The 19,136-nt window shown below is 50.6% G+C and carries 15 protein-coding genes; 8 read left to right on the plus strand and 7 right to left on the minus strand.

All coding sequences use genetic code 11. From position 1 onward, the window contains the following. On the plus strand, positions 1–1,071 hold the full coding sequence (locus UM181_15840; GenBank protein ID WQC62765.1) for an ornithine cyclodeaminase: 1,071 nt from the start codon (positions 1–3) through the stop codon (positions 1,069–1,071). Continuing rightward, positions 1,059–4,424, plus strand: a complete 3,366-nt coding sequence (putA, locus tag UM181_15845) for a bifunctional proline dehydrogenase/L-glutamate gamma-semialdehyde dehydrogenase PutA (protein WQC62766.1) — start codon at positions 1,059–1,061, stop codon at positions 4,422–4,424. The genes UM181_15840 and putA overlap by 13 nt, the downstream gene beginning before the upstream one ends. Positions 4,425–4,821: 397 nt before the next feature. Here the strand turns inward: putA and UM181_15850 are convergent, their stop codons facing one another. The 7 genes from UM181_15850 to UM181_15880 all read right to left on the minus strand — a co-directional run bounded on the left by UM181_15850 (position 4,822) and on the right by UM181_15880 (position 12,474). Next, positions 4,822–5,283 carry a hypothetical protein gene (locus UM181_15850; protein ID WQC62767.1) on the minus strand — a complete coding sequence of 154 codons (462 nt, stop codon included), beginning with the start codon at positions 5,281–5,283 and terminating at the stop codon, positions 4,822–4,824. Between the two features lie 157 nt (positions 5,284–5,440). Continuing rightward, entirely contained in the window at positions 5,441–6,727 is a 1,287-nt protein-coding gene (locus UM181_15855) for an amidohydrolase family protein (GenBank protein ID WQC62768.1), read from the minus strand. A gap of 8 nt (positions 6,728–6,735) precedes the next feature. Then, entirely contained in the window at positions 6,736–7,677 is a 942-nt protein-coding gene (locus tag UM181_15860; GenBank protein ID WQC62769.1) for an ABC transporter permease, read from the minus strand. A gap of 2 nt (positions 7,678–7,679) precedes the next feature. Beyond that, positions 7,680–8,753 (minus strand): ABC transporter permease, encoded by a 1,074-nt coding sequence (locus tag UM181_15865; GenBank protein ID WQC62770.1) that lies wholly within the window; start codon positions 8,751–8,753, stop codon positions 7,680–7,682. Further along, positions 8,750–10,267 carry an ABC transporter ATP-binding protein gene (locus tag UM181_15870; GenBank protein WQC62771.1) on the minus strand — a complete coding sequence of 506 codons (1,518 nt, stop codon included), beginning with the start codon at positions 10,265–10,267 and terminating at the stop codon, positions 8,750–8,752. Before UM181_15870 ends, UM181_15865 begins: the two co-directional genes overlap by 4 nt. Positions 10,268–10,308: 41 nt before the next feature. Beyond that, positions 10,309–11,301 carry a BMP family protein gene (locus UM181_15875; protein WQC62772.1) on the minus strand — a complete coding sequence of 331 codons (993 nt, stop codon included), beginning with the start codon at positions 11,299–11,301 and terminating at the stop codon, positions 10,309–10,311. Positions 11,302–11,601: 300 nt separating this feature from the next. Next, positions 11,602–12,474 (minus strand): MurR/RpiR family transcriptional regulator, encoded by an 873-nt coding sequence (locus UM181_15880; protein ID WQC62773.1) that lies wholly within the window; start codon positions 12,472–12,474, stop codon positions 11,602–11,604. 120 nt (positions 12,475–12,594) lie between these two features. On the opposite strand from UM181_15880, the gene UM181_15885 reads away from it, so the two are divergent. From UM181_15885 to UM181_15910, 6 genes are read left to right on the plus strand one after another with little or no spacing between them, the layout of a single operon-like run. Then, entirely contained in the window at positions 12,595–13,374 is a 780-nt protein-coding gene (locus UM181_15885; protein WQC62774.1) for an N-formylglutamate amidohydrolase, read from the plus strand. Next, on the plus strand, positions 13,362–13,931 hold the full coding sequence (locus tag UM181_15890; GenBank protein WQC62775.1) for a TRAP transporter small permease subunit: 570 nt from the start codon (positions 13,362–13,364) through the stop codon (positions 13,929–13,931). Before UM181_15885 ends, UM181_15890 begins: the two co-directional genes overlap by 13 nt. After that, positions 13,931–15,259, plus strand: a complete 1,329-nt coding sequence (locus UM181_15895) for a TRAP transporter large permease subunit (GenBank protein ID WQC62776.1) — start codon at positions 13,931–13,933, stop codon at positions 15,257–15,259. The genes UM181_15890 and UM181_15895 overlap by 1 nt, the downstream gene beginning before the upstream one ends. A gap of 45 nt (positions 15,260–15,304) precedes the next feature. Beyond that, positions 15,305–16,336 carry a TRAP transporter substrate-binding protein gene (locus UM181_15900; protein ID WQC62777.1) on the plus strand — a complete coding sequence of 344 codons (1,032 nt, stop codon included), beginning with the start codon at positions 15,305–15,307 and terminating at the stop codon, positions 16,334–16,336. A 56-nt stretch (positions 16,337–16,392) separates the two neighbouring features. Next, on the plus strand, positions 16,393–17,757 hold the full coding sequence (locus UM181_15905; GenBank protein ID WQC64782.1) for a glutamine synthetase family protein: 1,365 nt from the start codon (positions 16,393–16,395) through the stop codon (positions 17,755–17,757). A 4-nt stretch (positions 17,758–17,761) separates the two neighbouring features. After that, complete coding sequence (locus UM181_15910) at positions 17,762–19,135, plus strand: aldehyde dehydrogenase family protein (protein ID WQC62778.1); 1,374 nt, start codon at positions 17,762–17,764, stop codon at positions 19,133–19,135. Position 19,136 lies beyond the last annotated feature (1 nt).

Raw genomic sequence — 19,136 nt, forward strand, 5'->3', positions numbered from 1 at the left:
ATGAACGTTTCTTGCCCCTCCCCGCGGGCCATGGTGCCTTTTGTGTCGGTGCATAATATGATGCGTCTGATCCATGAAGTCGGCGTCAATGAAATGATCATTGGCCTTGCCGCTTACATAGAAGAGGATTTCAACCGTTGGCCATTATTTGACAAAACACCGCGCGTTGCAGCGCATGCGCAGGACGGCGTTGTCGAGCTTATGCCGACGACGGATGGGCATCAATATGGATTTAAATATGTTAATGGTCATCCTGGAAATACGGCTCGAGGCCTGCAAACCGTAACGGCGTTCGGCGTGTTGGCAAATTTGTCTAACGGCTATCCTGTGTTGATGTCAGAAATGACCCTCCTGACGGCCTTGCGCACGGCCGCAACAAGCGCGCTTGCCGCGCGCTATTTGGCGCCCAAATCTGCACGCATAATGGCAATGATTGGCGCAGGAGCCCAATGCGAATTTCAAGCAATCGCTTTTCACGAAATGCTTGGCATAACCAGAATACGCCTCTTTGACATTGATCCACTGGCCACGCAAAAAACCGCACAGCACCTTGGCGAATTAGGATTCAATATCACGATCTGTGCGAGTGCCGAGCAAGCTGTGACCGGTGTTGATATTATCACCACTTGCACCGCAGACAAACAAAACGCAACAGTTTTGACCGATAATATGGTTGGAGCCGGAATACATATTAACGCGATAGGCGGTGATTGCCCGGGCAAAACAGAACTGCATCGCGATATCCTTCTGCGGTCTGATGTTTTTGTCGAGTATTTGCCACAAACCCGAATAGAAGGCGAAATTCAAACGCTTGCACATGATCACCCCGCCACTGAACTTTGGCAAGTTATCCGAGGCGATGCAGCGGGCCGCTGCGCGGTTGATCAAATCACTTTATTCGACAGCGTTGGCTTTGCCACTGAAGATTTCTCAGCCCTGCGTTATGTTTACGATCAAATCCAAAAAACTGAGTATTACCAAAACTTAGATCTTTTGGCCGACCCAGATGATCCGCGTGACCTTTATGGAATGCTTCAACGCTCTAAAGAGGATGGACGATGCAAAACCTAAGAGCCAAAATCCGCGCGGCAAGTTTCATCAGGGATGAAGAGGCGTTAAAAGATCTGCTGCCGCTTGCGTCCTGCCAAACCGATCGCACCAAAATCGCAAGGCATGCGACGGAGATGGTCACCCAATTACGAAAAAGCGCCCATCCGTCGGTCATGGAATTATTTTTGATGGAATATGGCCTATCATCTGAAGAGGGTGTGGCCTTGATGTGCTTGGCAGAAGCGCTTCTTCGTGTGCCTGATGGCACAACCATCGACGCCTTAATCGAAGATAAAATTGCGCCCTCACAATGGCGCAAACATTTGGGGGAAAGCCCGTCAAAATTTATCAATGCTTCATCTTGGGCTTTGTTTTTCACAGGAAAAGTTTTGAGCGTTCCGGAACAGGGTATCGTAAGCTTGTTACGCGTGGCGGTAAAGCGCTTAGGCGAACCTGTCATCCGGCAGGCAGTGGCCCATCTTATGCGCGAAATGGGTCAACAATTTGTACTTGGAGAAACGATCCAAGGCGCGCTCAAACGCGCCCGCAAAGCCCGCGCCAGCACGGTTTATCACAGTTATGACATGTTGGGCGAGGCTGCGATGCATGAGCAGGATGCGATAGCCTATCATATGGCCTATGCGGATGCGATTGCGCAAATCGCCAAAGCCGCAACCAGCTCAGACCCACGTTTAAATCCCGGTCTTTCCATCAAATTATCCGCCCTTCACCCCAATTATGACCCGCTTCACCGCCAGCAGGTTTTATCAGAATTGGCCCCGCGCCTGCTGTCTTTAGCTGTCTTGGCAAAATCGGCAAATATTGGCATGAATATCGATGCAGAAGAGGCCGCCAGGCTGGATTTATCCTTAGACGTGATTGAACGCGTTTTATCAAATCCAAGTTTGGCCGATTGGGATGGGTTTGGCGTGGTGGTGCAAGCCTACGGAAAGCGCGCCGCCTTTGTTATTGATTGGCTCTATGCACTATCGAAGCATCTGAATCGGCGTATCATGGTACGGCTTGTCAAAGGCGCCTATTGGGATAGCGAGATAAAACTGGCGCAAGCCGAAGGGCTTCCCGGATTTCCCGTTTACAGCGCCAAGCATCACACCGATATAAGTTTTATTTGTTGCGCCGCCAAACTGTTCGATATGTCAGACCGGATCTATCCGCAATTTGCCACGCATAATGCGCATACAATCGCTGCGATTTTGCATCTAGCTCAGAAAAAGCAAGTGACAGATTTTGAATTTCAACGCTTACACGGCATGGGGGAAGCCTTACATCTTCAAGTTACGAACACAATTGGCACGCCCTGTCGGGTCTATGCGCCGGTCGGGCAACACCGCGATCTTCTGGCCTATTTGGTACGTAGATTGCTGGAGAATGGGGCGAACTCATCTTTTGTAAATCAAATTTTTGATGCCAGTGTTGCATCCAGATTGGTAGCTGCGGATCCGTTTGACAAATTAGGCATGTCTGGCCCTGCCCTGAAACACCCCCAAGATCTTTTTGCCCCAGAGAGACAAAACTCAACCGGTTATGATCTTTCAAATCCAGACCTTCTGGAAAGATTACAAAGCGCCAGAACCACGCCAGGAAGATGGTCCTTCGGCCAAGAGGGCGCTATCCGGCAGGTGCATAATCCGGCCACCGGCAAAAGCCTAGGGCAAGTGCGATTTTTATCGCCAGAGCAGACTCAAGAAAAAATAAATGCTGCGCAGCCTTGGGGGGTAGCATCACGCGAACGCGCCACTATTTTACGCAGGACCGCTGATCTCTTTGAGGACCATGCAGAAGAGTTTTTTGCTCTTTTAACGCAGGAAGCAGGCAAAACTCTGCCCGACTGCATTGGCGAATTACGCGAGGCCGTTGATTTTCTGCGCTATTATGCGTGTCAGTCAGAGGTGCTTTCCGATGCAGAGGCCGGCGTTTTCACCTGCATCAGCCCTTGGAATTTTCCATTGGCAATTTTCACCGGGCAGATTGCGGCAGCTTTGGCGGCCGGTAATGCAGTCTTGGCTAAGCCCGCAGAAAGTACCAGTATGATTGCATATTTTGCCACCGAATTGATGCATAAAGCCGGCGTTCCAGCTGCGGCGTTACACCTGCTCGCAGGCGATGGTCCCAAATTAGGTGCCTGCTTATGCAGTTCGGATAAAGTTACAGGTGTTTGTTTCACCGGCTCAACCAAAACCGCTCAAACCATCAATCGCCTCATGGCGCGGCACCTGCCCCCCCATATTCCGCTAATCGCGGAAACCGGTGGTTTAAATGCGATGATCGTCGACAGTACGGCGCTGCTTGAGCAAGCTGTAAGGGATGTGATCATCAGCGCGTTTCAATCGGCTGGCCAACGCTGCTCTGCCTTGCGCATGCTTTACGTGCAACAAGATATAGCCGAGGCTTTTAAAAACATGTTGTTTGGAGCAATGCGCGCGCTTTGCATTGGGGACCCGGCAGAGGCCTCCTGTGATATTGGCCCGGTTATAGATCAAGCCTCTCAAGAAAAGATCACTCGATATATTCAAGAGAGCCACGTTTTGTTCGCCGCAAGCGCCCCCGAAACAGGCTGTTTTGTGGCGCCAACCGTTCTATCTGTCGCCGGAATCCAGGACCTTCCAGAAGAGATATTTGGCCCGGTTTTGCATTTTGCAAGCTTTGATATAAAGGATTTAGACCGCGTGATACGCGATATTAACGGCTGTGGTTTTGGGCTTACCTTCGGATTTCACAGCCGCATTGATGAACGCGTGCAACGCGTCATCGCTCAGATCGATGTTGGAAACCTTTATATCAACCGCAATCAGATCGGCGCGGTTGTCGGCTCTCAACCTTTTGGGGGGCACGGATTAAGCGGCACTGGCCCCAAAGCGGGCGGCCCCCATTATGTGGCGAGATTTGCAAAACAAACGCTTTTGAAATCGGCCACAAGCAAACCACCTAAAATGAACGCAGCACAAGTTGCGCGCGCCTTTCAACACCAAGAGCAAACCGCCTTTTCAGGGTCAAAACCCATTAACCTGCCGGGGCCTACCGGCGAATTAAATCAATACCACCTTACTCCTCGGCAACGGGTGCTTTGCTTGGGGCCTGGTGCCGAGCAGCTGGCCAAGCGCGCCTTGGCCTTGGGGTGCTGCGCGATTGCAGCGGATATAAGTTCACAGGACCTAAGCGCAGTGCCACAATTGGATGCGGTGGTATATTCGGGCCCAGATGGGCGTCATATCCGCAAGGCTTTAAGCACCCGAGACGGGGCAATCGTACCCCTTTTGATGGATGAAACCTTTGAGACCTGGCTCATGAAAGAGCGTTCGGTTTGCATTGACACTACAGCTGCAGGCGGAAATACAGCTTTATTGGCAAGCTAGTGCCACACCGGTAAATCTTGCATTTCATGGTAAAAGGCTAAAAACTAGGATGCCAGCGGCAAAGTACGAGGCACACGCATCCTCCTAAACGCCCGTCTCCAAAGCTTTAGCCCGGCTTGAAACTTGCGGCCTATCAGTCCGCTCTGACCATGCGGTCTAATAAAGCCTAGACTTTGGGAAGCTTTTTTTGGCCTGCCATCTGTTTTTGTACTGCAATCCGGAAAAGGATATTTAGCGCGACATACCAAACACACCCGCCAACGCACTGAGATATTTCAAAAAATACGCCGCCAATGAGGGTTTTTGAATAGCATTTAAAAACCAAAAGACTCCACTCAAACGGGGCCGTAGATCAAGAATTATGACAGTGTTTGTCGGTGAGGCCGCGCAACGCGTTTCAATGACATTGCCCTTGAAGGTGGCACCCAAGCAAGCGTTGCGCATTTTCACCGAACTCTACCGGGAAAACAGTAAAATTGCAGGGTTGAACGCGCAATCTAAGTTCAAAATCTTCCACTGCGGCAAAAGCAATAATTTCTTCCTCAGCCGCAAGACTGCCACACCATTCCGCAAAACACTCAAAAATCAACGTGATCGGTTCTGAATACGGAATTTCAAATCCACGATGATGAAGCATAAAACCATCAAACTGCCCTTGCGTCGTCAAGGTTTCAAATGTCTGCTGTTTTTTCCAAACCGGTTGTTTGAAGGATATAGTTCCTTTTAAGATAACCACGCTATGTTCGCTATGAACACTGTTTAGATAACGTTCGACAACATCAGGCCGAACGCAGCTGAGCGCAACCGCTTGAGTAAAGCTGAAAACGTAAAGAAAAAGCATATAAATAATTTGTTTCATCTCATACCCTTCGGGTGCCAAACCACCAAGGCTTAACCATACGCTTTTTCAAAGCCACAAAACAAGAAAAGGCGCTTTGCAATGCGTTAACCGCTTTTCAAGTATAGGGCAGAGAAAGGGTTATAATTTTAAACCTCTGAATACGTCGCCCTTTGGATCAAGATTTAGGGGCAAAGCTTGACGGATCAATGGTTGTGGGGCGACCGGGCAAATCCATTTCGCTGCTTAGCGGCGCGTTGCGCGCGATAATTTTACCACGCCGCACAACCCTCAATCTATGTGCTCGCAATCTAATCGCCTCAATGCTGTCTTTCGCTTGCAGCAAGTTGAAATCTGCGAAGGCGCCTTTTTCGATACCATAGCCCTCAAGCCCCATTATTTGTGCTGAATTTTCAGTGATTGCGGTGAAGCACCAGGCCATATCCTCACGGCTTGATAATTGACCCGCATGCAAACCCATAAACGCCACATCCAGCATATCTGCCCGGCCCAAAGAATACCAAGGGTCCATCACGCAATCCGAACCAAAGCCAACCGTCACCCCCGCATCCCGCAGCTCGCGTACCCGCGTTTGGCCACGCCGCTTTGGGTAACTGTCATGCCGGCCCTGCAGCATGATATTGATCAAAGGATTAGGAATGACGCCAATGCCGGCCTCAACAATAAGTGGGATAAGCTTGGACACATAGTAGTTATCCATAGAATGCATTGATGTCAGATGCGACCCGGCAACCCGCCCTTGCAGTCCAAGGCGCTGCGTTTCAAAGGCCAAAGTTTCAATATGTCGGCTCATCGGATCATCGCTTTCATCGCAATGCATATCCACCCTCAACCCGCGCTCAGCGGCAAGCTCGCACAATATCCGCACCGATGCCGCGCCATCGGCCATCGTTCGTTCAAAATGAGGGATACCACCCACGATATCCACCCCCATATCCAAAGCCCGAATGGTGCGTTCAAGCGCTGCGGGATCGCGCAGCACCCCATCTTGCGGGAAGGCAACCAGCTGCAAATCCAGATAACCTTTTACCCGGTTGCGCACCTCTAAAAGCGCCTGCACACCGGTTAAGTTTGGATCGCAAGTATCCACATGCGAGCGGATTGCCCCAATGCCCATTGAAACCGCCAAATCACAATAGCGCAGCGCCCGCTCAATGATATCATCGATGCTTTGCACCGCCTTTAACTCCCCCCAAAGCTCAATGCCTTCAAGCAATGTACCCGACATATTCATCCGAGGCGTGCCTAAAGAAAGCGTGGCGTCCATATGAAAATGCGGATCGACAAACGGCGGCGCAAGCAAGCAGCCTTCGGCCTCAATCACCTGCCGAGCCTCGGCTGAGATATCGCGCTCTACCGCCGCAATGCGATCACCTTTGCACCCAATATCCACGCCACTGCGCCCGTTTGGTAGAACCGCATTCTTTACCAATAAATCAAACATACCAGCTCCTAGCGTTGGCCTTTAAACCAAGGGGTTAACAAAGCCCGTGGATAATCCGCGCTTCTGGCCGCGATCACAAGCGCAAAGATTGATAAGACGTAAGGAGCCGCTAGAAAAACTTGGCTGGGCACAGACGCGCCCACCTCGGTTTGAAGGCGTACCTGCAAAGCATCAAAGGCCCCAAATAAAACCGCCCCCAAAAGGGCCTTTCCGGGCCGCCAACTGGCGAAAATAACCAATGCGATGCAAATCCAGCCACGCCCATTTACCATTCCAAAAAAGAATGCATCAAAGGCAGACATCGTTAAAAACGCGCCGCCAAGCGCCATCAAAGCCGATCCGGCCATCACGGCTCCAATGCGCAGCGCATAAACGCTTAATCCTTGCGCATCCACCGAGTTTGGATTGTCGCCAACCGCCTTTAAAGCAACACCCAGTGCGGTTTTGTTGAAAATGTACCAAACCACGGCAACGCAAAAAAGCGCCAAGAACGTAAGCGCTGTTTGTTGAAACAAAATCGGACCAATGAAAGGCAAATCCGACAAAATCGGAATATCCAGCGCTCGAAAGGGCGTAATACGCGGCGGTGACGACACGGTTGGAAGCGCCGTACGGTATGAGAAATAGCTGACGGAGGTGGCAAAAAGCGTGATGCCCAAGCCCGATACGTGCTGGCTTAAGCCCAGCGGGACCGTTAAAATGCCATGCAAAAACCCAAAAAACGCCCCTGCAAGCGCGGCAGCTAACACCCCACCCCATAAGCCAGCGCCCAACCAAACTGCCATCCAGCCGACCATTGCACCAGCCACGAAAATACCTTCGATACCAAGATTCAAAACACCAGATTTTTCGCAAATCAATGCGCCCAAAACGCCAAAGATAAGCGGAGTTGCGATCCTGATCGAGGCAGACCAAAAGCTTTCGCTGAGCAAAATTTGAAGAATATCCATGATCAACGTCGCTCCAGCTGTCGGCGCACCCACACAATTTTATAACGTGCCACAAAGCCACCAACCAAAACGCAAAGTAAGGCCGTTGCCACAACCAGATCGGCAAGATAGGATGAAACTCCCATAGCGCGGCTCATGCTATCGGCCCCCACAAAGACTGAGGCGATAAAAAGCGCCGACACGACCACCCCGCCGGGAGACAACCCCGCAAGCATCGCAACAACAATGCCTGTATAGCCAAAACCTGGGGATAGATCTGCGGTCAGATAGCCTTTTAATCCGGCTACTTCGCTTACACCCGCCAATCCTGCCAGGGCGCCCGAAATAGCTGCCGCTGTCAACAAGCTTCGATTGACCGGTATGCCTGCATGTCCGGCTGCATTTCGATTTTCACCAACCGCGCGCAATTTGAACCCCCAAACCGACCGCAATAGCATAAATTGCGCCACGGCGGCGCAGATCAGCGCGATAACAAACCCGTAATGAATGCGCATACGCTCCATCAAAGGCGGCAACATGCCTTGATCCAAGATGGGCGCTGTCTGCGGCCAGCCAAGACCCATCGGATCTTTTAGCGGCCCCTCTAACATATATTGCAGAAAAATTAAGATAATAAAATTCAGCAGCAATGTGGTGACCACCTCATCTGCCCCAAAGCGAATTTTAAGCGCCGCGGGCACCGCCATGCCAAAGGCACCAGCAGCACAGCCGCATAGAATAATCACTGGGATCAACAGCAGCCCTGAAATATCCAGCACCCCTGTGCCAATCGCTGCTGCGGCCAAAGCACCCAAATAAAGCTGGCCTTCCGCACCGATATTCCACAGTTTGGCCCGAAAGGCCAAGGCGGCGGCAAGCCCCGTAAATATCAACGGCGTGGCGCGCGTGAGCATTTCGGAAAACGCAAATTTTGAACCAAAAACGCCCATAAACATCTGCACGTATGAAGCCCCAACGGGGGCGCCTGCAAACATCAACGGAATTGCTGCCAAGAGCAACGCCACGCACGCAGACAGGACAGGAATGCCCAGTTTCATAAAAGATGAAGCAGAGTCTCTGGCCTCAATTCGGATCATGCCGCCTGCCCTGCCATCATCAAACCCAATTGCGCGCGGTCACGCGTTTTTGCGGTGGAAAACGCGCCATCATGAACCACTAAAATGCGATCAGACAGCTTCAGAATTTCGTCTAAATCTTCGGATATCAGAACAATACCGGCGCCACGGCCGCGGGCCTCAAGAAGCCGCCGCGCCACCTCAGAGGCTGCCCCCATATCTAAACCGCGAGTGGGTTGATTTGCGAGAATAAGCTTGGGACTGCGATCAAAAACCCGCGCCAAAATCAATTTTTGGATATTGCCGCCTGATAACAAGCGCGCCGAAGCCTGCGCCCCTGGCCCCCGCACGTCATATTCTAACGATAGCGTCTCGGCATAATCGCGGATCGCATCGCGCCGCAGCAATCCGTTTTGTTGTATGGTCGGATCGTCCAACTGCTCTATAACCATATTCTCAGCAACACTCATCGATCCCACAATTCCATCCCGATGGCGATCTTCTGGAATGCGCCCAACGCCGCGCGAAATCATCGCGGCGGGGGTAATATCCAACAGAGGTTGGTCTTCTATCAAGACCTCTCCGCTCTCGACCGAGAGCATGCCAGAGATCACGCCGGCCAAGGCTGTTTGGCCATTGCCCGAGACGCCTGCGATCCCTAGGATTTCACCAGAGAAAACGGTCAGGTCAACATTTTGCAAACTGTCGCGCCGGGCGCGCCCTTTCACAGAAACCCCCTTGAACCGCAGTATCGCCGGTCCATTTGCTTGCGTTTCACGGGTATGGGATGGCGTTTCCGCCCCCACCATCAGTCGCGCAATTTGTTGCTCATCTGCCTGATCGGTTTTAATTTCTCCTGCATTTTTGCCATGGCGCAAAACGGTGATGCGATGCGAAAATGACAAAACCTCACGCAATTTATGCGAAATAAAAATAACCGATAGCCCGTTCTGCGCCATGGCCCGAATGTTTTCAAACAGCGTATCCGCTTCTTGCGGCGTTAAAACGGCGGTTGGCTCGTCCAAAACGAGTATTTTTACATCGCGATATAGGGCTTTTAAAATTTCAACGCGCTGACGTTCGCCCACCGTCAATTTACCCACAGCAACATCTAAAGGCGCCGTCAGACCGCTTTCGGCCATAATCGCGCGGATCTTCTTTTCAGCGGCGGCGCGTTTTCTTGGCAATAAGGTGAGACGTTCAGCCCCCAACATAATATTATCAACCGCATCCAAATTTTCGGCCAAGGTGAAATGTTGATGCACCATACCAATCCCCGCGGCAATCGCCGCCTGAGGATGCCCGAGCGTGAGCGGTAAAAACCGTTGATTGGCATCGGCCACTTCGATTTGCCCCGCATCCGGCATGTAATGTCCGAACAACATATTCATCAAAGTGGTTTTTCCAGCCCCATTTTCACCCAGCAATGCCAATATCTCTCCGCGGTGCAGATCAAGATCAACATCGCAATTAGCAGCGATGGTTCCAAAGGTTTTGGACAGGCCTTTTAGGGCTAATATTTTATCAGAATGCATTGTAAAAAAGGCCGGCCCTCTATACGGGCCGGCCCGCTCTTTTATCCGTCAGACGCGGGTCGCGCATCATTCACATTCACACGAAACAGACCGTTGAGAATGTCTTTTTCGGTGGCTTTCACCGCGGCAGCAACATCAGCCGGTACCAGTTCTTCATCTAGAACCATAGATCCACCGCCAAAGGCCATGAAACTATATTGTCCATAATCAGCCGCCTCAAAATCATCTGAGGCCACCTTGGCGATGGCTTTATCTATGGTTGCTTCCATATGCCAAATCGCCGATGCCAAAATCGTTCCAGGATAATCACCGGACGTGTCAATCACATTCCCAATCGCTTTTACTCCGCGCTCTACGGCAGCATCCGCAACGCCAAAGCGTTCTGCATACATAATATCAGCACCCGCATCCATCATCGCAAACGCGCTTTCTTTGGCTTTGGGCGGATCATACCAGCTGTCAATAAAGTTCACGAGGAACTTCACATCCGGGTTCACTGCGCGTGCGCCATCCATGAAAGCATGCATCAAGCGGTTTACCTCAGGAATAGCGTAGCCACCCACCATGCCAATCATATTTGATTTGGTCATCGAGCCGGCGACCATGCCCGTCAAATAAGAAGGTTCATGTATCCAATTGTCAAACACCGAGAAGTTCGGTGCCACGGGGCCGAAAGACGAGCCCATTAAAAACGCGGTTTCCGAATAATCTTTCGCCACTTTACGCGCGGCCCGCTCAAGGCCAAACACCTCGCCAACAATCAAATCATGTCCTTGTTCGGCATATTCGCGCATCACCCGCTCATAATCCGTATTGGCCACGTTTTCTGAAAACGTATATTCGATGGTTCCGCTTTCGGCGGCAGTGTTTAAAGCCTTATGAATGCGACTTATCCATTGCTGTTCGACGGGCAAAGTATAAATCGCGGCCACCTTAACTTTTTCCGCGGCAACAGTCCCGGCGCTTGCCAGCAATCCCACGGCGAGCGCTGCAGTGGTAAACAACCGCCGCCCCATTTTTTGTGAAATATTCATAAATTTCTCCCTCTAAGGTAATACGCAACCATCACGTTATTTGATCATTTGGTCAATAAATAGATTCTCAAACGGCCTTAAAATGTAAAAAACCGTCAATTTTTTGAGCGATTTTTTATCCCCTAAAAAACCTTCTGAAAACCAAACCATGTAAATTACGAAAATTTATTTCGTAGCCTTCATTGCGCCAGAAGGTTTAAAAGGGTTCACCCGCTCTGCACGCGCTGTGCTGATCAGGGCACAAGATCGGCTTCCTAATATAAGCTTACGATTGAGGTTGTATTTTACCTTGCCATATCATCACGTAAATTTTCGAAAAAGCTTCGTCTGGTCAAACATCTCTTCAAGCGCCTCCATCCTATCTTTTGTATCGCCCCAAGTGATGGCTTGAACGGTAGAAATCATCGTTTCCAGCAAGAGCAACGGCGTGATCGCAGAATCCCACGCCGAAGGCACAACGATGCGGCTGCCAAAACTTTGCTCCGCCATCCGATGAACCGGCGAACGCCATTGATCGGTGAATAATATAATTTTCGCGCCTTTATCATAGGCCATTTCTGCCAGTTTCAGCGTATTGTTTTCATAACGACGCATATCGAAAATGATGAAGACATCCCCCGCTTTGACATCAAGCAAGTAATGAGGCCAGGTATTCGACGTCGATTGAATATGCGTAATTTTGGGTCGGATAAGCTGCATATGTAAAAATAGATACTCCGCCAAAATATGCGAAATTCGCCCCCCAACAATATAAAGATGATGGTTTGTGTCGGCCGCGATACGGCAGGCTTCATCAAACGCAACAGAATCAATTTGTCCAAGCGTATGGCGGATATTATCAATCACCGACTCGGTAAACCTATTCAACAAATGTTCTGAAGGCGCCCCCTCTGACCAAGCATCATGTTTTGCAATGGGGCTTTTCACCTTTGCCCGAAGCTCTTTGCGCAGCTCTGTTTGAAACTCAGGATAACCTTGAAAGCCAAGTTTTTGCACCATACGGGCAACAGTTGGAACAGACACTTTCGCATCTTTCGCCAAAGCGCTGAGAGGCCCCAAACCTGAGGCAGGGTAATTCTCAAGAATAGAATGCGCCAATTGCCGCTCTGCGCGCGTTAAATCATCAAGCTTGTTCTGAATGCGATCCGAAATTGTTAAACTGGCTTCAGTCATTGGCGCGCCCCTGCAGTTTTGATAAATAAATAACACAATTAAAGTGCTGGGTAATATATTATCACTATTGTGTTGACAGAAGCTTGTTTTGGCAAGAGCCTTGTCTGTGAAAGAGGAATCATGACCAGCACGCCGATTGAATATTTCAACGACTACGTTGCCACGATAAACCCATCTGGCGCTTCCTCTATTGTGCTGGCCTGCGAGCACGCCTCTTCTTACATTCCTGCTGCCTACAACGCTTTGGGTCTGACCGCGGAAGACCAGAGCAGCCATGCGGCCTGGGATCCAGGGGCTTTAGGTGTTGCACAAAAGCTATCTCACCTATTGAACGCAGTTTTGGTGGCCAGCCAAGCATCGCGCTTATTATATGACTGTAACCGCCCTCCAAGCGCGACAAGCGCCATGCCAACGCGCAGCGAGTTGATCGATATCCCCGGAAATAAAGATCTTTCCGCCACCGAAAAATCACAGCGAGTCAAGTTGTTTTATGAACCTTTTCGCGAACAATTGCATCAAGCCATGATGCGGCGACCTGATCCCATTTTGGTAACGGTTCATAGCTTTACGCCCGTTTATTTTGGCAAGCCAAGAGCCTTGAAAATAGGCATTTTACACGATTCGGATACCCGGCTTGCGGATGCAATGCTGGATATTTCCAACGAAGAACGTGACAAAAATATAAAGCGTAACGCCCCTTATGGGCCTGAGGACGGCGTAACACATACCCTGCAAGAACACGCGATTTCGCGCGGCCATCTCAACGTTATGCTAGAAATCCGCAATGATTTAATCGCAACAGACGATCAACAAAACACCGTGGCAAAAATGATCGCGAAATGGATTGATCGCGCCTGCAGCCGCTTAGGCGTGCCCGGAGATGTACAATGTCGCGCCTGATGCAGCTTTATATTGCGTCGATTGACGGGGTCAATTTGCGGATTGGACGTATCGTGATGTACGGTATTTTTGTTTTGATGGGCATTTTATTATGGTCTTCGATCAGCAAAACATTTTTCTTACCCTCTTTATGGACGTTAGAAATGGCCCAATTTACCATGGTGGCCTACTATATTTTAGGGGGGCCTTATTCCCTACAAATGGGATCGAACGTGCGCATGGATTTATTTTACGGCACGTGGTCTTTGCGCAAAAAAGCTTGGTTTGATTTGCTGACTGTTTTGTTTTTGATCTTCTATCTTGGGGTTCTGCTTTATGGCGCAATCAGTTCCACGGCCTATTCATTGGGATATTGGGGCACCGAGCCGTTCTCGTTTTTTGCAGGATTGCTCACCGGCGCTGAAGAAATCGGCCGGATGGAGCGCTCATCAACGGCTTGGCGCCCTTACATGTGGCCCATCAAAGCTTTGATGATCGTAGGCATGTTTTTAATGCTGCTGCAATGCCTGTCAGAATTGTTCAAAGATATTCTGCGCGTTAAGGGTGAAGCCATCTGATGCCGTATGAAATGATCGCCACGCTGATGTTTTCCACCATGATGCTGATGCTGCTTACAGGGCAGCGGGTGTTCGGCGCCATCGGGTTTGTTGCGGTGGCTGCCGCATTGCTGCTTTGGGGGGATAAAGGCGGTTTTGACATAGGCTTCTCTGCCGCGATGAAATTGATGAAATGGTACCCATTGCTGACGCTGCCTATGTTTATTTTTATGGGTTATGTGCTGTCAGAAAGTAAAATTGCGGATGATCTTTACAGAATGTTCCACGTTTGGATGGGCGGCCTTCGCGGCGGTTTGGCGATCGGAACCATCGGATTAATGGTGCTGATTTCAGCCATGAATGGGCTCAGCGTTGCCGGTATGGCGATCGGCTCGACGATTGCGCTGCCCGAACTTTTGAAACGAGGTTATGATAAGCGCATGGTCACCGGCGTGATCCAGGCCGGCTCTAGCCTTGGTATTTTGGTGCCGCCCTCGGTGGTTCTGGTGCTCTATGCGATGATTGCACGTCAACCGGTTGGACAGCTTTGGTTGGCCGGTGTCATACCCGGATTGATGATGGCGGCTTTATTCATCCTCTATATTACTGTGCGGTGCCGTATAAACCCCGTACTTGGCCCTGTTCTGGATGCCAGCGAGCGCGATATTCCTCAGGCCGAAAAGATGCGGCTTCTGCGGGCTGGATTGCTGCCGGTGATGATCTTTGCCGTCATGATGGTGCCCTTTGTAAATGGCTGGACATCGCTGGTGGAAAGTTCAGCTATAGGGGCGATGGCTGCCTTCCTTGCCGCAATCCTAAAAGGCCGCATGACTAGAGAAGTATTTGAAAACTCAATTAGAAACACGCTTGGGATCACCTGCATGTTCATGTGGATTATTTTGGCGGCGCTGGCCTTTGGGGCGGTATTTGACGGGCTTGGCGCCGTTAAAGCAATCGAAAGCGTGTTCACCGAGCGTCTAAATTTAAGCCCGTTAATGATTCTAATCCTGATGCAACTCAGTTTTATATTGATGGGCACTTTTTTGGATGACACGGCGATGCTGGTGATCGTTGCACCGCTGTATGTTCCTTTGGTGGGCGCTTTGGGCTTTGATTTGATCTGGTATGGCATTCTCTACACCATCACCACTCAGATCGCTTATATGACGCCGCCTTTTGGCTATAACCTTTTTCTGATGCGCGCGATGGCGCCACCAGAAATTTCCTTAAAAGACATCTATGCCTCTATTACGCCCTTTGTTTTGATTATGGTCTGTGCGCTAATATTGATCATGATTTTCCCAAGCATCGCCACCTGGCTTCCTGATTATGTTTATAACCAACCTTAACAGAACCACGTCAAACGTGGTCGCAACCCAACCAAGGAGACTGACATGACTACCAGACGTAAGTTTATTCAAGGCGCAGCGATCGCTGCACCTGCGGCCCTTGCCACTCCGGCACTGGCGCAAAGCACCATTAAATGGCGGATGCAAACCTATGCCGGTGCGTCTCTCGCGGCGGAAGTAATCGTACCCGCGATTGATATGTTCAACAAAATTGCTGGCGACCGGATGCAAATCGAATTGTTCTTTGCCGATCAGCTGGTGCCCACGGGTGAATTGTTCCAAGCCATGCAGCGCGGCACGATTGATGCCGTTCAATCCGATGATGATTCGATGGCCTCGCCCACCGAAGTAACCGTGTTTGGGGGCTATTTCCCCTTCGGATCGCGCTATTCTCTTGATGTGCCAGTGCTGTTTAACCAATATGGCTTAAACGAAATTTGGGATGAGGAATATTCTGCCGTTGGCGTAAAGCATATTTCTGCAGGCTCTTGGGATCCCTGCCACTTTGCCACCAAAGATCCAATCCGCAGCTTAGATGACATGAAAGGCAAACGGATCTTTACCTTTCCAACTGCGGGGCGTTTCCTTAGCCAGTTTGGCGTTGTTCCTGTGAACTTGCCTTGGGAAGACATTGAAGTTGCAGTGCAAACCGGCGAGCTTGATGGGATCGCATGGTCTGGTATCACGGAAGATTACACCGTGGGATGGGCTGATGTAACCAATTACTTCCTAACCAATAATATTTCAGGCGCTTGGGCAGGATCCTTCTTTGCCAATATGGAGCGCTGGAATGAATTGCCCGAAGACCTGCAGACGCTGTTCCGCGTGTGTTGTGATCAATCGCATTATTACCGCCAATGGTGGTATTGGGGCGGTGAGGCCAACCTGCGCGTCAATGGAACAAAGCTCCAGCTGACCACGATCCCAGATGAGGAATGGGCAACGGTTGAAACGGCTGCCCAAGAGTTTTGGGAAGAAATTGCGGCGGAAAGCGAAACCAAACGTCGCGTTGTTGATATCTTTAAGAAATATAATGCCGATATGGTTAAAGCGGGTCGTCCTTACCGCTACGGCTAATCGATCACAAAGGGGCAGCAATGCGCTGCCCCCTACCCTCAACGAAAGATATCTTTATGCCCGGACAATTTACCTTTGAAGCCTTAAAAAACCAAGTCGCAGACGGCACGATAGATACCGTTCTGGCCTGTTTTGTTGATATGCAAGGGCGTTTGATGGGAAAGCGCTTCCATGCCGCCAATTTTGTGGAAACCTCTTTCGAAGAAACGCATTGTTGTAATTACCTATTGGCCACGGATCTTGAAATGGCCACCCCGGATGGCTATGCGTCAACAAGCTGGGAAACCGGTTATGGCGATTACGTAATGAAGCCAGACCTCTCGACCATCCGCCTGCTTCCTTGGCTAGAGGGAACCGCGCTTGTGCTCTGCGATATTTTGGATCACCACACGCATGAGGAGGTAGCGCATGCCCCCCGGGCCATGCTGAAAAAGCAGATCACACGCCTAAATGCGATGGGGCTAGATGCCAAAATGGCAACCGAGCTTGAATTTTTCCTGTTCGAAAAAAGCTTTGATGACATACGCAAAGACGGCTTTCAAAACCTAGAGCCCATCAGCGGCTATAACGAAGATTATCATATTTTACAGACCACGAAGGAAGAGGGTGTTATGCGCCCAATCCGCAACCACCTTTACAAGGCCGGCTTGCCGGTTGAAAATTCGAAAGGGGAAGCAGAGGCTGGGCAAGAAGAGTTGAACATCCGCTATTCACCGGCCTTGGATTGCGCCGATTACCATTCCATCGCGAAACATGCGATCAAAGAGATCGCCTGGCAAAATGGCCGCGCGGCAACCTTTTTACCCAAATGGCACAAGGATCGAGTTGGCTCATCCAGCCATGTTCATCAATCATTGTGGAAAGACGGGGCACCCGCGTTTTATGACGGCGAAGGCCCGCATGGCATGTCAAAATTGATGGGCCATTATATGGCCGGTTTGATCAAATACGCACCCGATTACACCTATTTTCTTGCGCCTTACATCAACAGCTATAAACGCTTTGCCAAAGGCACTTTCGCGCCGACAAAAACCGTCTGGTCGGTTGACAATCGTACAGCCGGATTTCGGTTATGCGGCGAAGGTACAAAAGGCATCCGCGTTGAATGTCGGATCGGTGGATCAGATTTGAACCCTTATCTGGCGCAAGCTGTGATGTTGGCCGCTGGCCTTAAGGGGATCGAGGATGAATTGTCGCTGCCCCCGGCCACGACCGGTGATGTCTATGCCGCAACACAGGCCGCGGATATTCCGCAAACCCTGCGCGCCGCAACCGAAACCTTGCGCAATTCAACATTCCTACGAGAGTGCTTGGGAGAGGCGGTTGTCGATCACTACACCCGCGCCGCCGAATGGGAGCAAGAAGAATTTGACCGCGTCGTCACCGATTGGGAAATCGCGCGCGGTTTTGAAAGGGCTTAAGAAAATGACCATTCAATGTATTTCACCGATTGACGGATCGATTTATGTTTCGCGTCAAACGCTTGCCTATGCCGATGCGAAAGCCGCGGCTCATACCGCGAAAACAGCGCAAGGCGACTGGGCAAAACGTTCTTTAAGCGAGCGGATTTCGCTGGTCCAAGCAGGTGTGGCGGCCATTGGCGCGATGAATGACGAGATCGTTCCTGAACTGGCTTGGCAAATGGGGCGCCCTATCCGCTATGGCGGTGAGTTTGGAGGGTTTGACGAGCGCGCCTCCTATATGGCACAGATTGCCCAAGACGCATTGGCGGATATAGAAATCGAAAACAGTGATGCGTTTCGCCGCGTTATCAAGCGCGTACCGCATGGCGTGGTTTTGGTGGTGGCGCCGTGGAATTACCCCTACATGACCGCAATCAACACCATTGCACCCGCGCTTATTGCCGGAAATGCAGTGATCTTAAAGCACGCTTCGCAAACCCCTTTGGTGGGCGAACGTCTTGCGCAAGCCTTTCACGGTGCCGGCGTGCCAAAAGATGTATTTCAAAACCTTTTTTTAGATCATGAGACAACATCAGCGTTAATTTCGGAGCGCGCCTTTGGATTTGTCAACTTCACCGGCTCCGTTTCAGGTGGCAAAGCGATGGAAAGCGCCGCTAGCGGCACATTTACCGGTCTTGGCTTAGAGCTTGGCGGAAAGGATCCGGGCTATGTGATGGAAGACGCTCATCTAGACGCTGCCGTAGACACGCTGATCGATGGTGCGATGTTCAATTCCGGGCAATGCTGCTGCGGCATCGAACGTATTTATGTGCAGGAAGCGTTGTTTGAGAGCTTTGTTGAAAAAGCCGTTGCCATCGTAAATGGCTATAAGCTGGGACACCCGCTTGATCCAGAAACAACGCTCGGTCCGATGGCTCAAACCCGCTTTGCCGATCTGGTCCGCGCACAAACCAAAGAGGCCATCGCTGCAGGTGCCACGCCCCAAATCAAACCCGAAGCTTTCCCGGAAGATGATGGGGCCTATCTGATGCCTCAAATTCTTACCAATGTAAGCCATGACATGCGCATCATGCGCGAAGAAAGTTTTGGCCCCGTGGTGGGGATCATGCCTGTTAAAAACGATGCAGAGGCAATAGCGCTTATGAATGATAGCAATTTTGGATTGACGGCCTCATTATGGACGCAAAACAGGGGCCGCGCCGAAATCATCGCCGATCAAATCGAAACGGGAACCGTTTTTTTAAACCGCGCCGATTATCTTGACCCAGCCCTGTGCTGGACCGGATGTAAAGATACTGGCCGTGGTGGCGGGTTATCCGTTATCGGATTTCACAATTTAACACGTCCTAAATCGTATCATTTCAAGAAGGTCTAGA

Source organism: Alphaproteobacteria bacterium US3C007 (genome assembly GCA_034423775.1).
Taxonomy (GTDB): Bacteria; Pseudomonadota; Alphaproteobacteria; order Rhodobacterales; family Rhodobacteraceae; genus Thalassovivens; species Thalassovivens spotae.

Bases quoted from the DNA above. Each gene is read 5' to 3' on its own strand.
- UM181_15840 (WQC62765.1), top strand. From the start codon at position 1: ATGAACGTTTCTTGCCCCTCCCCGCGGGCCATGGTGCCTTTTGTGTCG.
- putA (WQC62766.1), top strand. From the start codon at position 1,059: ATGCAAAACCTAAGAGCCAAAATCCGCGCGGCAAGTTTCATCAGGGAT.
- UM181_15850 (WQC62767.1), bottom strand. From the start codon at position 5,283: ATGAAACAAATTATTTATATGCTTTTTCTTTACGTTTTCAGCTTTACT.
- UM181_15855 (WQC62768.1), bottom strand. From the start codon at position 6,727: ATGTTTGATTTATTGGTAAAGAATGCGGTTCTACCAAACGGGCGCAGT.
- UM181_15860 (WQC62769.1), bottom strand. From the start codon at position 7,677: ATGGATATTCTTCAAATTTTGCTCAGCGAAAGCTTTTGGTCTGCCTCG.
- UM181_15865 (WQC62770.1), bottom strand. From the start codon at position 8,753: ATGATCCGAATTGAGGCCAGAGACTCTGCTTCATCTTTTATGAAACTG.
- UM181_15870 (WQC62771.1), bottom strand. From the start codon at position 10,267: ATGCATTCTGATAAAATATTAGCCCTAAAAGGCCTGTCCAAAACCTTT.
- UM181_15875 (WQC62772.1), bottom strand. From the start codon at position 11,301: ATGAATATTTCACAAAAAATGGGGCGGCGGTTGTTTACCACTGCAGCG.
- UM181_15880 (WQC62773.1), bottom strand. From the start codon at position 12,474: ATGACTGAAGCCAGTTTAACAATTTCGGATCGCATTCAGAACAAGCTT.
- UM181_15885 (WQC62774.1), top strand. From the start codon at position 12,595: ATGACCAGCACGCCGATTGAATATTTCAACGACTACGTTGCCACGATA.
- UM181_15890 (WQC62775.1), top strand. From the start codon at position 13,362: ATGTCGCGCCTGATGCAGCTTTATATTGCGTCGATTGACGGGGTCAAT.
- UM181_15895 (WQC62776.1), top strand. From the start codon at position 13,931: ATGCCGTATGAAATGATCGCCACGCTGATGTTTTCCACCATGATGCTG.
- UM181_15900 (WQC62777.1), top strand. From the start codon at position 15,305: ATGACTACCAGACGTAAGTTTATTCAAGGCGCAGCGATCGCTGCACCT.
- UM181_15905 (WQC64782.1), top strand. From the start codon at position 16,393: ATGCCCGGACAATTTACCTTTGAAGCCTTAAAAAACCAAGTCGCAGAC.
- UM181_15910 (WQC62778.1), top strand. From the start codon at position 17,762: ATGACCATTCAATGTATTTCACCGATTGACGGATCGATTTATGTTTCG.